The 13251-nt window shown below is 31.6% G+C and carries 10 protein-coding genes and 1 riboswitch; of the genes, 4 read left to right on the forward strand and 6 right to left on the reverse strand.

Annotated elements, in window-relative coordinates:
• Window positions 1–59: 59 nt before the first annotated feature.
• The 3 genes from B5S50_RS04965 to B5S50_RS04975 all read right to left on the reverse strand — a co-directional run bounded on the left by B5S50_RS04965 (window position 60) and on the right by B5S50_RS04975 (window position 4765).
• A complete protein-coding gene (locus B5S50_RS04965; protein ID WP_217303263.1) occupies window positions 60–1094 on the reverse strand; it encodes a hypothetical protein in 1035 nt (344 codons plus the stop codon).
• Window positions 1095–1108: 14 nt separating this feature from the next.
• The gene (locus tag B5S50_RS04970; protein WP_217303264.1) at window positions 1109–2380 is read right to left on the reverse strand and encodes a hypothetical protein; all 1272 of its coding nucleotides are present in this window, start codon (window positions 2378–2380) and stop codon (window positions 1109–1111) included.
• A 1011-nt stretch (window positions 2381–3391) separates the two neighbouring features.
• A complete protein-coding gene (locus tag B5S50_RS04975) occupies window positions 3392–4765 on the reverse strand; it encodes a DUF3732 domain-containing protein (RefSeq protein WP_217303265.1) in 1374 nt (457 codons plus the stop codon).
• Window positions 4766–4948: 183 nt separating this feature from the next.
• On the opposite strand from B5S50_RS04975, the gene istA reads away from it, so the two are divergent.
• Together istA and B5S50_RS04985 are read left to right on the forward strand one after the other, a co-directional pair.
• The gene (istA, locus tag B5S50_RS04980; RefSeq protein ID WP_217302289.1) at window positions 4949–6514 is read left to right on the forward strand and encodes an IS21 family transposase; all 1566 of its coding nucleotides are present in this window, start codon (window positions 4949–4951) and stop codon (window positions 6512–6514) included.
• Window positions 6507–7250 (forward strand): ATP-binding protein, encoded by a 744-nt coding sequence (locus B5S50_RS04985; protein WP_217301826.1) that lies wholly within the window; start codon window positions 6507–6509, stop codon window positions 7248–7250. The genes istA and B5S50_RS04985 overlap by 8 nt, the downstream gene beginning before the upstream one ends.
• 46 nt (window positions 7251–7296) lie before the next feature.
• Here the strand turns inward: B5S50_RS04985 and B5S50_RS04990 are convergent, their stop codons facing one another.
• The gene (locus B5S50_RS04990; protein WP_254306712.1) at window positions 7297–8220 is read right to left on the reverse strand and encodes an aldo/keto reductase; all 924 of its coding nucleotides are present in this window, start codon (window positions 8218–8220) and stop codon (window positions 7297–7299) included.
• A gap of 60 nt (window positions 8221–8280) precedes the next feature.
• Window positions 8281–9996, reverse strand: a complete 1716-nt coding sequence (locus tag B5S50_RS04995) for a methyl-accepting chemotaxis protein (RefSeq protein WP_217303266.1) — start codon at window positions 9994–9996, stop codon at window positions 8281–8283.
• 214 nt (window positions 9997–10210) lie between these two features.
• Window positions 10211–10320, forward strand: a riboswitch (TPP riboswitch).
• A 64-nt stretch (window positions 10321–10384) separates the two neighbouring features.
• On the opposite strand from B5S50_RS04995, the gene B5S50_RS05000 reads away from it, so the two are divergent.
• A complete protein-coding gene (locus B5S50_RS05000; RefSeq protein WP_217303267.1) occupies window positions 10385–11167 on the forward strand; it encodes a sulfide-dependent adenosine diphosphate thiazole synthase in 783 nt (260 codons plus the stop codon).
• Between the two features lie 160 nt (window positions 11168–11327).
• Here B5S50_RS05000 and B5S50_RS05005 read toward each other — a convergent pair whose 3' ends face one another.
• Window positions 11328–12083 (reverse strand): YoaP domain-containing protein, encoded by a 756-nt coding sequence (locus B5S50_RS05005; RefSeq protein WP_217303268.1) that lies wholly within the window; start codon window positions 12081–12083, stop codon window positions 11328–11330.
• Window positions 12084–12321: 238 nt separating this feature from the next.
• Between B5S50_RS05005 and B5S50_RS05010 the strand changes: the two genes are divergently transcribed.
• Complete coding sequence (locus B5S50_RS05010; RefSeq protein WP_065077917.1) at window positions 12322–13155, forward strand: methyl-accepting chemotaxis protein; 834 nt, start codon at window positions 12322–12324, stop codon at window positions 13153–13155.
• Window positions 13156–13251: the final 96 nt, after the last annotated feature.

Raw genomic sequence — 13251 nt, forward strand, 5'->3', positions numbered from 1 at the left:
CTTTCTTTGGTGTGGTGTTTTTAGCAATTCTATTATACCAAAAGGAATGTTTTTTTGCTTTATGTGTTTATTCTGAAGGCTTTCGCCTTAATTTTTATGTGCGAAAGTTGAGTATTCAAACAATAAAAATATACTAATAGCAGTAATTTTCCAGCCCAATAATAAGGGCAATCCTCCCTATGTTTATTGCATATTGGTATATTATAGAATTTTTCGTTTTCTGATAATTCTTTTGGATTAAACTTAGTAATTATTTTATAAAAAATATCCCTTATTTCTTTCTGAATAGTATCACCATACCGTTTCTTTATTATTTCTATACAGTTACATCTTTCAGAAGTAAATGTTTCAGGAATACTAAATTCTTGTTCACTTTTAGGCATTCTCCAATTTACTTCGGACATTTTTTTTAAAATTTCTGTCATCCCAACTGCTTTAAATCGGTTATGCAATTCATTACTTTTACATGAAACAATAAGACCAGCTAAAGCCAAATGATTGTCCTTTTCAATAAATATACCTGTTCCAGAATATCCTCTCATAGAACCAATGAAATCATTAGTATTATATTCATTTTCACATGTTAATAGTTTTTCTTCTTCTCTCCACTCAATAACTTTTCCAAATATTTCGATCCTACTTTCGCTATTGTTGGGAAAACCGAATCCTCCAAAGTCAGATTCTTCATAAATACTTTTTTCATTAATATATTCAATTTCCATGCATTCCATTGCCCTATTTGGAAAGCTTGATTTTAATATTCTAAAAGCTCCTACGTCTTCACTGTTACCGCAATTTTCCTCATCATCTAATGCATCTTCATCATATTTTCCTTGTTCATTCTTTTTATATAATAAGCAACTATCAAGTTTATCCTCTTCATATTCAACTTTCCCAAAATAGGTTTCAAAAAACGGAAAGTTTTTATTTAAAATAAAATCTCTAACAACATGTGCAACAGTAAAAATATATGCATATTCACCTTCTTGAGGCATAAATAATACACCTGAACCATTTCTTACATTTGAAATTTTAACTGCATATTGTAATAATTTGTTCCGTTTGTTAAAAGCATCAAAATCTCTTTTTTCCATACATATATTTAACATTACATACTAAATGTAAGCTTTCCTCCCATTACTTTCATTTTATCTATTTTCAACTTTATAAAATTTATTTTTTGCTTTGTACCATTAGCTATCTCAAGACTACATTTTCCTGTATACTTGTCTATGTCAATAATATCTCCATGTTGCCAATCTTCAAAATTCTTCCACCATGAGTAATTTGTTAATATATTAATTTCTTTGTCATATGATCCATTTTTTGCTATTTCCGCAAACGTAATCTTTCCTGGATGCCTATACTGCTTACTACCCTTAGTACTAACTAAGTATGTGTACGTTCTAAAAAATTCTAAAAATTCTTTATTAATATTATGTGATGAACCATGATGAGGTAATTTCATAAAATCTAAGTTTATATATTTTAATTTACTTCCTATCTGTTTCAAGTATTTTTTTCCATACTTAACCATTACATCTGGATGTGCATCTCCAGCTAATAATCCACAAATGCCATTATACTTAATTAAAAATGCAATACTTGCTACATTAGCAAACTTTGTATCCTCTTTAATTTCACCCTTCTGTTTAATCCAATACTGAATCGACCTTTCCCACTCATTTTCAGATTTATCATTTTCTTCTACCGATAGCTTAATATCTCGAATATCACTCCATGCATTTTCTACATATTTTTTTAAGACATCCTTATCTGGACTTAATATAATAAGTTCCAAATGTTCTTTTTCTGTTTTTAGATCTTTATCTGTTGGATTTCTTATAATTTCACTCTTTAGTTCATCATTCACAAATTCCCATGTAAGTTGAATTATATTTGGCCAAGATTTACTACTTTCATTTACATTTTTTACTTTTCCATCTGCTAATACTAATCCAACATTTGTATAATCAATTCCATGATTTAATAGCATTTTAATCATTTCATGCATATCATCAGCCGCTAATAATTCACTTTGTACATTCTGACCAAAATTAAAAATCATTCTTTCACTTGATATTCCAAATAAATTTTTTTCTATTTCTTTCTGGCTACTTGTCAATCTCCTTTCCTTTTTTGATTTAATTATTTGATTAATCAAATTCTTAGCACCTTGAATATGATCATTATCGTCATGGGTAAACACACACATGTCTATTTTTTCACCATGATCATGTATTATATCCATTGGACGTTGAAAGTTCTTACTTGCTAATCCTGAATCAATTAAAATATTAACTTTTTTTTCTGATTCTCCACATCGGATTAGTATACAATCTCCTAAACTAGCTTGCGTTAAATATATTTCCATTCCCATATAAATAATCTCTCCTATTAAAATTAAAAGACAAAAAAATAAAATTATGAATTTTTCTATTTTAATCATTAAATTATATTTATATTAAATAAAATTCGACTTAATTTTATTATAGCATTTATTTATTATTATGACATATGATGGTAACCTATAAAGTAGCAAATACAATAAATCAATTAAAATAACTAGATTTATAAACTAAATTCAAAATTTTTAACTTATATTATAATCCAGTATTTACATTACCAAATTAAATGTAAAACAAAAGAATAAATCGACCTAATATGTTAGTCTATTGTTGATGAAACAAAAATGAAACAATAGGATGTCAATTTATACCTGGAATAGTGATAACTCAAGATGAAAATATAATCAAATATATAAATAATCTAAATTCATAATATACAATTTGTACACAAAATATTCATTGATTTTGTATAAATATGACTTTTGGAATTATATTGACCGAAGGTCATAAAAATGTTTCAACAATTTATAATAAACTTACTTGTAACAAACATAGAATCAATAGTTCCAGATTCCTTGGAAGATATACATGAAATAATGAATACGTTGATGACCAAAGAAAGGATTTGTCATTTACTTAAACCCATTAACAAAAGAGTGGATAACAAAGCCGTAGGCTTTCTTAGTCTAGATGATATTTTGAGTAAAAAAATTCATATACTAAGAATATACAAGCTATTGACTTTCATAATTCTCATACTGATTGCAACAAACCTATGTTGTCTCACTGTATAATCTCTTCCATTACAGGATTTCTAATTATTCATTACCACTAAATTTTAAGCTTTACCTCTAAAAAAATTCTTAGATACTAACGCTAAAGGATTGTTTAAAACTATAGTATAAATCTAGCCATTTTATTGTTATTTTGCCTAAAATTTAGTTAAATCCTATATTTGAATAATATAATCCTGAATATTAATCATAGATATATACTAAGTTTAATCTTTCGAATAAATATTATTTACCTTTCTGATATAGCAACTACTTATGATTTTTTCTTTTTCCTATTGGTGGAATCAATGCATTGCTTATGCCATCAAATATTTCTACCAAATGAATATGCTTACATTCATGCCATGCATCATCCGATACATGTTCTAATAATATAACTTGAAAGTGATGCTTGTCCTTTAGTATATTTTCAAGAAAAGCATCTATCAAATGAAATATTTCTTTTACTTTATTCCAATCATCTTTTTTAGATAAATTTTCTTTGCTATTACTATAATCAAAAGTACTGTTATTAAAATAAGGTCTACTTGGTTGATCAATAATTAGAAAAGGTAATATATAAGGAACATTTCTATTTATTATCAATTCATGCATGCCTAAAAATAAACATAAATGCATAAACAGATGATCAGAGCTACTTGTAATATTTGCCGTAGTAGTTGCTTTACTTCTACGTAATTTTAAAACTTTTTTACTATAATCAAAGGTAGCAAGGTATTTTCCATATTCATCTAAAGCTGATTGAGCAACTTCTATATAAGTTTGCACATAATCATTCAAAGCATTAATTATTATTGTTTTACTTTTTTCTGGTGAATTGTAAATATCTTTCAAGCTTGAAAGTTCATTTTCTTTAATTTCAATTTTTTTATCAATTTTTTCTGGTGATATTTTTTGGTTTATTAAATGTAAAAGTTCATTTTTTATTTCACCAATAGAAATTAACCTCTCTTTATCACTTTTTATTGTATCATCTATATCAGGTACTATTTCTAGTTTTTTCTTTATAACATTTAATTCTTTTTCTAGTTCATCTATTTTATCATCAACACCATACTCAAATGGTAACTTTTCCTTTATTGCTTTTTTTATATTTCCAAGCTCATATTCTAATATATTGAGAAATTGACGATACTCGTCATTTGAAATATTTTCAGAAAAAGTCTTATTAATATATCTTATAGGTTTTAGCGCATCCTCTTCTTTACTTAAGTGCTTTTTATATGTTGCATATCTATTTTTAAAACGACGTAATTTAACAAGTTGAATCTCTATTTTCTGTTTTTTTTGTTTTAGCTTCTCAATATCTTTATTTTCTTTAATTTCTACAATAGGTAGTTCTCCAGTAATAAGTATACCTTCTAACTCTCTAACAGCTTTATCCAAATAAATTGAAGTTGAAGAAATTATTTTTGCCTCCATCGCCTTTTTAATAAGAATTTGTAAGCTTTCATCATGATTTTCAATTTCCTTTTCTAAAACATTTCTTTCTTTCTCAAGTTTTACAATATCATGCTCTATAGTAGTAATTTTATCTTTTATCATCAAATTTTCTATAGTCGTAATGCCCAAAGCTAAATCAAAAATACGTGGTAATGCCTCTCTATACCGTGCAATATCCATTTTGTCTGATTATTTCGCGTTCACGGAGCCATCAATACGCAATTGAGAGCCACCTATTCGCATAATGATTCCACTCTGTTTTTTATAAGGTCATTCGTGGAATGATTCCACTTATTCATAAATCTTCTGTACAATAAATATGGAGCTAAAAGCTACCTAATTTTACAGAAGGGAGGCCTTTTTATGGCCAATAAAATCAAAGTGAAGCTCATCCTAGAGCTTCGAGCAGCACGTATGTCACGTAACACAATTGCAGCTACCAGGCATATGTCTAAAAACTCTGTTAGTGATGTGTTTCACATCGCTGATTCTCTCGGCATTACCTTCGATACTGTCAAAGACATGGATGAGGAAATCGTATATCGGATTTTCTATCCGGATAAGCATGTCATCGAAAATATGTATAGGAATCCTGATTATGAGTATGTTCACAAAGAATTGAAGAAAGTTGGTGTTACATTAAAACTGCTTTGGCAGGAATACTGTGATAAATGTAATAGCTCCAACGAAATCTCTATGGGCTACACTAAATTCTGCGAGGGATACAGTGATTATACGATTGCAAACAAACTGACTAATCATCTGGATCACAAGCCAGGTGTCATCACAGAAGTAGACTGGTCAGGACCAGGGATGTCTTATGTTGATGCTACAACAGGTGAAGTGATTACCGTATATCTGTTTGTTGCTACACTTCCATATAGCCAGTATTCATATGTAGAGCCCTGTCTTGATATGAAGCAGGACACATGGCTTAGATGTCATATTCACATGTATGAATTCTTTGGTGGTGTCACCATCCGTACTGTTTGCGATAATCTCAAAACTGGTGTTATATCCCATCCTAAAGAAGGCGATATCATACTTAACGACAATTATGAGGCACTTGGTTCTCATTACATGACAGCAATCATGCCAACCGGAGTCAGAAAACCTAAACAGAAAGCATCAGTAGAAGGTACTGTTGGAAAGGTAGCAACTGCCATCATTGCTAAACTTCGTAATAAGCTCTATTACTCATTTCATGAATTAAAGATGGGTGTCTCAAATGCCCTTACGGACTTTAATAACAAAAAGTTCCAAAAACGTGAGGGAAGCCGAAAGGCAGTTTTTGAAGAAGAAAAGAGTTATCTTCATAATCTTCCAATCATCCCATATGAAATCGCTGAATGGATTTATGGCAGAAAAGTAAATCTTGACTGTCACGTGGTCTATAACAAGAATCGATATTCCTGCCCTTATCAATATGTTGGTAAAACAGCAGACCTAAAAGTTACCGATTCTAACTTGGAAATATATATATCAAGGGAACGTGTTGCTACCCATACAAAGTTTCCTGATTATGTAATCAATCGTTATTCAACACACGCTGAAGACATGCCTGATCAGTTCCAACAACCTGAATGGGATAATACACGAATCAGACGACGGGCTTATTCTATCGGAAGCAGTACCGGTGAGGTTATTGATAGGATATTTGCTGGAGTAAAAATAAAAGAACAGGGATACAACCCATCCCTGTCCGTTTTACGCTTGAGCAAAACCTATTCAGAAGCCCGTCTGGAAACTGCCTGCGAGTTGGCACTAACTAGAGTCAAAACGCCCCGCTATCATCATGTTAAATCTATTCTTGCTACTAATCAAGACCAGATTTATCTAGAAAATAAAAATGCATCCGTAAAACCCAAGAAAAATACAGGTGGATATGTACGTGGTGCAGAGTATTACGGAGGTAGCAGTAATGATTAACGATGAAACAAAACGAAAACTGCGTGAACTGAATCTTAGTGAACTCATTACTGCATTGGAAATACAGCAGCGAGACATCAACTGTGTCACTCTGCAATTTGATGAACGCATACAAAGGCTGATGGATTATCTTTACCAGGAGAAATATAACAGTAAGATTCAGCGACTTATGAAGCTTTCAAAGTTCAGGCTTCCCAAAGCCGAAGTAAATGATATCTATTATTCAGAACGTGGTATTGAAAAGCAGGTGATTCAAGAATTGTCCACATGCCAGTTCATTGGAAACAATTCAAATGTCATTTTTCAAGGCTTTACCGGTTCTGGCAAAACATATCTTGCATGTGCACTTGGAAGGCAAGCCTGCAAATATCAGATCAAAACTAGGTATATAAGACTTCCAGACTTATTAGTAGAGCATGATGAGGCTTCTCTAGTCACTAAGGGCTCAGCAAAACTACTTAAGAAGTATAGCTGTTATGGATTGCTAATTTTGGATGAATGGCTACTTGAAGATATCTCTGAAGAAGAACAGCATTTCATCTTCGAACTGATTGAACGCAGACACGATTCAACATCTACTATCTTCTGCACGCAATACCGTCAGGAAGACTGGCATTCAAGACTTGGTGGTGGTGTTCATGCTGATGCCATCATGGACAGAATAGTACATAATGCAATCTGGGTTGAAACAGGATCCCTGAACATGCGTGAGTACTGTGCTAAACACAAGCTATAATTTCAAGTGGATTCATTCCGTGAATTGCTGGATTCAAGACGGATTATTACTGGTACGGAGCTATGCTCCGTACTGGATTCTTTTCCGCGAAATAATCAGATAAGTATACATTCTGCGGTGCACGGCGGAGAAGAAGACTCATCCTTGCACAATCATTAATTTGAATTCCAGCAGAGCAGGGCATACAATACCCGCATCCACGACAGAAGTCACCGGATAATTCCTTTCTGTCATGTTCAATCTGTTTTTTCATATCTTCTGTCAAAACTGGTGGATTATCATTATAGGACAAGAATTCATCCAGTTCACTCTCACGCTGTATACCCCAGATTGGAGCAACATGTTCAAACTGTGCAAGATATGCATATGCCATAGCAGAGTTTGTAATAAGTCCTCCTGATAAAGCTTTCATTGCAATAAAACCCATATTATTTTTCTTGCATGCTTTCACAATTTCTATATCTGCATCGCTTGCAAGGTAACAAAATGGGAACTGCAGCGTATCATATAAATTTGATTCTATTGCCTCTTTTGCTACTGCCAATCTGTGATTTGTAATTCCAATAAAACGAATTTTTCCCTGTTTCTTTGCCTCAAGCATTGCATCATAAAGTCCCGATTCATCGCCAGGTTTTGGACAAAATGCAGGATTATGAAACTGATAGATATCAATATAATTTGTCTTAAGATTTTTAAGGCTCTGCTCTAAATCCTTCCAAAAATCATCCGCATTTTGTGCTGCTGTTTTTGTACTTATAGTAATCTTATCTCTTATGTAAGAAAAGGCAGCTCCAAGCTTTTCCTCACTGTCCGAATACGCTCTTGCAGTATCAAAATAATTGATACCATTATAAAATGCCTTCTGCAATAAATATACGGCATCTTTCTTTGAAATACGCTGTATTGGAAGTGACCCAAATCCATTTTTGCTTACAACTAGTCCAGTTTTTCCTAATGTTACAGTTTGCATATTATCAGCCTCCCTAAAACTTTAGATATTATTATACACCATTGCTAAAAAAATTTATGGTTATAATTTAAACTTTTGTACAAGTTCATTAAGTTTTTGAGCACTGCCTGACTGGATTTGTGCGGTTTTAGCTGCCTGCTCAATTCCCTGTGTTGTTTCATTTATACTTTCTTTTATCACAAATGCATCTTCTGAAGATTTCTGAGCTACTTCTGCCATATTCTGTGCTGCTTCACTCACCTGATTCATGGTTGCAGTAAGTTCTTCTGACATAGCCGCAATTTCTTCCGACGTTTTACTTACAAATTCAGCCTCACTATAATATTGATTTCCCATACTTCCAAAAGCTTCAAATCCTTTACCCACATCTATATGTACAAAATCCAATATATCATTGCTGTTCAATGACATGTTTTCAAATGCCTCATGGACCTTTGAAATAGTGTCCTGAATACCAGTTGTTGCTTCTGAAGACTGCTCCGCAAGATTTCTTACCTCATCCGCAACTACAGCAAATCCCTTTCCTTTTTCTCCAGCTCTTGCTGCTTCTATTGCTGCGTTTAATGCAAGTAAATTGGTCTGCTGTGCTATGCTCGATATCGTATCAGCCATAATTTTTATGTTTTCTACTACTTTACCATCTTCAATTGCCTTCAATGTTTTTTCTCTTTTTTCATTATAGACTTTTGTTGTTTGTTGGATTGCCCTTTTACCACTTTCCTGTACAGTTAAAGCATGTTCTTTTGACTGGTTTGCACTATTACTTCCATCTAAAGATTTTTGTGAAAGCTCACTTATACTAGAATTAACCTCCTGGATAGATGCTGTAATTTCTTCAGTAGATGCACTTGTTTCTTGTACTCCAGATGCAATATTGTTAACAGCATTTTGCATGTTTTCAGTTTTAGAATAAAGCTCCTCAACAACAGCAGATAATTCTTCGCTGGCCGCACTCATATCCTGAGAATTTTCCATTATATTGTGAATGAGCTTTTTTATATTGTCTCTAGCATTTGTAAGCGCAGCTGCAGTTTCTCCAAATTCGTCTTTTCTAGTAATTGAAGATTTATATGATAAATCATATTTCTCTAGTTTATGTGCAAAATTAAGTAAGTCATGAAGTACCTTGTTTATGTCATTTGATGTAAGTAGCCCTATCAATATTGCAAGAGCAAATCCAAAAATTATCAATATAGCCATTATTACACTTGACATATTATATAATTTTGTATTGTTTTGATTATTGTTTTTTGCATAATTGAGGTTTAAGCTTATTAAATCATTTAAACTTTTAGACATGTTTTCTCTCGTAGGCGTAGCTTTACTTAGCAGTTCATTTTCCGCGGATTCGTAGTCTTTTTTTGATGAAAAATTATCGATATTTTCAACTTCATCCTTATAACTTTTCAATTGACTTTTAAATGTTTCCCAAGTACTCTTTTCTGAAGCGTCCATTTCAAATGTATCAAGAGTTTTAACATATTCGGCATTATTGCTCTCTTTGGCATTTATATCTTTTTCAGCATCTTGCCTTTTTATATCACTCTTTTGATAAACCATCTTTAAAGTATCTGATCTTATATCAGATAAATTCCTATTCATATCGGATAACTTATAAACAATCTGCATGTTTTGATTGTACATATTCTGGGAATTACTTGAAACCTTCTTTAAAGATATTGTTCCCACTATTCCTACAATTAAAATCAATACAGCCACAATTAAATAGGAAATAAGTAATCTTACTTTTACTCTTGCATTTTTCAAAAAGCTCATTAGAGTCCCTCCTCGTATTAAACAAAATAAATATAATGTATAGTTATTTTAAAAATTAGATTTAAATAAATAGTAATAGCTTAAACATAGACTATTTATTTTTAACAGTAAAAATTTATATTAACAAAGTTACATATAAGTGGTATTATAGGAATTGTTAGTAATGCTTAAATATTATTAATGATACTAAAAGTAATAAAAACAAAATAGTAACTATATTTTAATGGGGAGCTCATGTTTTGGGCTGAGAAAGGACTAGTAAGTACCTGACTCTTATAACTTGATCGGAGTAATGTCCGCGTAGGGAAGGTTTAAAATATTTAGCACACCTGTTTCTACGGGTGTGCTTTTTAATTTATAAATTTATATAGTAAAGGAGTAAAGAAAAATGTACTTAGAAGACACAAAAATTTCAAAGGCCATTATTGATACTTACAAAAATAAACTAGAGGATGTTTTACATTCAGATGTAATTATTGTTGGAGGAGGGCCTTCAGGTTTAGTAGCTGCAAGCTATCTTGCTAAAGCTGGAATTAAAACAACCCTTTTAGAGCGCAGCTTGAGTATTGGCGGCGGCATGTGGGGCGGCGGTATGATGATGAATCAGATCGTTATTCAAGAAAGTGCTAAAAGCATCCTTGATGAATCTAACATTGGATACAAAAAATATGAAGAAAATTACTATACAGCTGATTCCATTGAATGTGTTTCTGGACTTACTTTCAATGCAGCACAAGCCGGAGCCAGAATATTAAATTTGATTACAGTAGAAGATGTAATAGTTAAGGATAAATGTATTTCAGGTCTAGTTATTAATTGGGCCGCTGTTGAAAAAACAAGAATGCCTATTGATCCTATAATGATAGAATCAAAGTATGTTCTTGATGCTACCGGACATGATGCATCAGTTGTCAATAAATTAGTAACCAGAATGGGAAATGTTTTAAACACGCCTAATGGAACTTTGGAAGGCGAAAAGCCAATGTGGGCAAATCGCGGAGAAGAACAGGTGGTTGAAAATACTCGTGAAGTTTACCCTGGCCTTTATGTATCTGGTATGGCTGCCAATGCAACTTTTGGTGGTCAAAGAATGGGACCAATTTTTGGAGGCATGTTAATTTCAGGACAGAAAGTTGCCAAAGAGTTAATAAAGAAAATAAAAAATTGTTAACATATGGACATGCATAGGTTAATTAATTAATTTATTTAATATTTAAAATAAAAATGTACCCTGCACGGATATACACAGAAATGATATCGTGTATAATCTTACAGGGTGCTCTTATCTGATGGCTACCGTAACACTCCCACTAAGTAAAATTCATTGATATTTAATCTATAACCTTATGTATCATTTTCTCAAATGTCTTATCTGATAGGATTTCATTTGTAACAAACTTGCCATTATAAAACAAACTATACGTAGTAAATGGCGCTGGGGACATTCTTGCTTCTTTAGTTGATTTAAATCGTATTGATTTAAATGCAATTTTTTTCTCGGAAGCAACCTTTTCAATAATAGGAACATACTTTGCAGTAAACGGACACTGATTTGAATAGTACAAAACAAAACCTTGTTCTTTAATTGAAGGTATTTTTATATGCTTCATAAAACATGGTTTAGGTGCATTTTCACTAAATGGCAAATAGAATAATTCATAGAAAGGCTCTGAAGTATCAGCCAATTGAAATTTCTTATATTTTAAATACTTAGGATCTGAAATATAGGGAATTTTCTTTTTAGCAGACAATATGACTAACCCTAATTTTCCTTTTTCCCTACTATCAGAAATACAGGCATTCAAAAGTTCATTTGAATATCCCTTTCCTTTAAATCGCCCTGATACCCACAGACAGTCAATAAACATATAGCCCTTTGCCTCAATAGGACACCATGCATTTTCTGCTGGCACATATTCTATAAAACACTTTCCCCTTACATTTCCTTTTAAAAATACCAGACCTTCTTTAAAACGTTTCTTAAGCCATTCTTTTTTTGAAACAACCTGGCAATCTTTATTGCCTGAAATTGCACAGCAAATATGTTCTCTCTCTATATTTTCTTCCGTAATCCTTATTAATTCCATTTTAGCACCTTCCTAGATTTCATTTTTCTTTTATAATATATCAAAAATAGCATGACAACTGCATGTCATATTTGATAGTTATATTTCTTATAAATTCATATTTTCTGCATAATCAAGAGTATAACTTAATCCACAGTAAATAGAAACATATACTCTTTATTAAAAGTAGAAAATGAACCTAATTTATGATATATTGTTAATAAAATATTTCACAAAATTATGAGAGAAGGAATTGTAAATGGAGAAAATTTTTCAATCATTGATTAATACTGCGCCAGTCATAAGTGAAGCACTTGAAGGAAATACAGTTATCACAATTTGGGATAAAGAAAAATGTATATATGCTCTAGACAGTAAAAATAAAAAATCTACTGTAAAAGTCGGAGACAAGACTAATATGAATCTCATAAAAAATGTTGGTGCCAGTGATACCATTTTTAATAAAAAAGAAACATTTAGAGCTGTATTTAATAAAAATGAACATGGTATAGATGCTAAAGTTACCATAATTCCTGCAATTAATAAAGATAGCCAAGTTGTCGGAGTATTAATTTTATCAACAGATATAGAAGACCTCATAAAAATTAAAAATTCCTCTTCAGAATTAAAGAGTTCTCTTCAAGAAACAAGCTCAAGTATATCAGAAATTACTAGCGATGCTGTTAAATTATCTGAAAAATTAAATTATATTATAGAAAATACTGAAGTAACAAAAAAACTAATAACTGAAAGCAATGAGGCTATTACCTTAATTGAAAGCATCTCAAAACAATCTAACCTTCTTGGACTCAATGCTGCAATAGAGTCTTCAAGAGCTGGAGAATACGGAAAAGGTTTCTCCGTAGTAGCAGGAGAAATGAGAAAATTGGCATCAAATAGTAGTGAATCTTCCAAAAAGATCTCTTCGGCACTTGTTGAAATGAACAATAATATGAAAGTAATAATAGATACTATAAATGAATTAGGCGAAATAGCCACAACTCAAGCTGGCTCATTAGAAGAAGTATCTGCAGCAGTAACACAAATCACTGAAAATTCACAGATATTGGTTGATAATATGAAGTTACATTAATTATGGGTTGAAAAACCTCATTTAACTTTTTCTCAATTTTGTGATTAATTAATAATGCATCACCCTTGTATAGTATAAGGTGATGCATTATATATA

Source organism: Clostridium sp. 001 (assembly GCF_019056555.1).
In the GTDB taxonomy this organism is placed as follows: Bacteria; Bacillota; Clostridia; order Clostridiales; family Clostridiaceae; genus Clostridium_B; species Clostridium_B ragsdalei.

What these genes read in the sequence shown, in the direction of transcription:
- B5S50_RS05000 (WP_217303267.1), top strand. Translation starts at nt 10,385, where the DNA reads ATGTACTTAGAAGACACAAAAATTTCAAAGGCCATTATTGATACTTAC.
- B5S50_RS05005 (WP_217303268.1), bottom strand. Translation starts at nt 12,083, where the DNA reads ATGGAATTAATAAGGATTACGGAAGAAAATATAGAGAGAGAACATATT.
- B5S50_RS04975 (WP_217303265.1), bottom strand. Translation starts at nt 4,765, where the DNA reads ATGGATATTGCACGGTATAGAGAGGCATTACCACGTATTTTTGATTTA.
- B5S50_RS04985 (WP_217301826.1), top strand. Translation starts at nt 6,507, where the DNA reads ATGATTAACGATGAAACAAAACGAAAACTGCGTGAACTGAATCTTAGT.
- B5S50_RS04995 (WP_217303266.1), bottom strand. Translation starts at nt 9,996, where the DNA reads ATGAGCTTTTTGAAAAATGCAAGAGTAAAAGTAAGATTACTTATTTCC.
- B5S50_RS04965 (WP_217303263.1), bottom strand. Translation starts at nt 1,094, where the DNA reads ATGGAAAAAAGAGATTTTGATGCTTTTAACAAACGGAACAAATTATTA.
- B5S50_RS04970 (WP_217303264.1), bottom strand. Translation starts at nt 2,380, where the DNA reads ATGGGAATGGAAATATATTTAACGCAAGCTAGTTTAGGAGATTGTATA.
- B5S50_RS04990 (WP_254306712.1), bottom strand. Translation starts at nt 8,220, where the DNA reads ATGCAAACTGTAACATTAGGAAAAACTGGACTAGTTGTAAGCAAAAAT.
- istA (WP_217302289.1), top strand. Translation starts at nt 4,949, where the DNA reads ATGGCCAATAAAATCAAAGTGAAGCTCATCCTAGAGCTTCGAGCAGCA.
- B5S50_RS05010 (WP_065077917.1), top strand. Translation starts at nt 12,322, where the DNA reads ATGGAGAAAATTTTTCAATCATTGATTAATACTGCGCCAGTCATAAGT.